Genomic DNA, 998 nt, shown 5'->3' on the forward strand with positions numbered 1-998 from the left:
CTAGATGACTGATTCCGTGAAGTTCGGGTGAAGTCGGCCCGGTGCCGGGGCATGGGAGGAGGGTGTTCAAGATCAATGTGTGACGAAAGACCTGAACACCCTCCTTACCGCACTGTACGTGCTGGTCGATGACCACGTCGTTCCGCCCCGCACGGGCAGGGGCCGCCGGCCGGATCTGACCGACAGCGAGCTGATCTGCCTGGCCGTCGCCCAGGTCATGCTGGGCTACCACAACGAGCGTCGCTGGGTCCGCCACGTCCACGCCACCCCCGAGCTGCTCGAGATGTTTCCCCGCATGCTCACCCAGTCCGGCTATCACAAGCGGCTCAAGACAGCGGAACCGTTGTTGCGCAAGGCGATCCTCACGCTGGCGATGTGCTGCCCGTCCTGGTTCGACGACATGTGGATGACCGACGCCACCCCGCTGCCCTGCGGCATGTCACGGGAAACAGTCAAGCGGTCGGACCTGGCCGGGCACGCTGGTTACGGCTACTGCGCCTCGCACTCCCGGTACTACTGGGGACTGAAGCTCTACCTCGTCTGCGCCGGTGACGGAATGCCGATCATGTGGTGCCTGGCCAACCCCAAGATCGGCGAACGCGAAGTGCTCGCCGCGCTGCTCGACCACAACCACCATCTCATCCGCGACGGCCAGATCCTCTTAGCGGACAAAGGTTTCTCCGGCAAGCCGTTCAAGCAACTCACCGAGCGGATGGGCCTGGCCCTGCTCCGTCCCGACCGCAAGGACGAGACCTACCGCAACGGCAACCTCGGCGGTGTCCGGCAGTGGATCGAATCGGTCAACCAGACCCTCAAGGGTCAGCTCGACCTCGAGCGACACGGCGGACGCACTCCTGCCGGGGTGTTCACCCGTGTCGCTCAGCGCCTGCTGGCCATGGCCGCCGGCATCTGGCACAACTGGGAGGCGGGCGTGACCAGCAAACGCTCACTGACCGCGTTCGATCACTGACACCAACTTCACGGAATCAACCATCTAG

At 64.2% G+C, this 998-nt stretch carries 1 protein-coding gene; it reads left to right on the forward strand.

Annotation, left to right across the window (positions count from 1 at the left end; genetic code table 11):
- Window positions 1-79: 79 nt before the first annotated feature.
- Entirely contained in the window at window positions 80-970 is an 891-nt protein-coding gene (locus tag ABFX45_RS46160) for an IS982 family transposase (RefSeq protein ID WP_346137423.1), read from the forward strand.
- The last annotated feature ends 28 nt before the right edge of the window (window positions 971-998 follow it).

This window comes from Lentzea roselyniae, from assembly GCF_039537795.1.
In the GTDB taxonomy this organism is placed as follows: Bacteria; Actinomycetota; Actinomycetes; order Mycobacteriales; family Pseudonocardiaceae; genus Lentzea; species Lentzea atacamensis.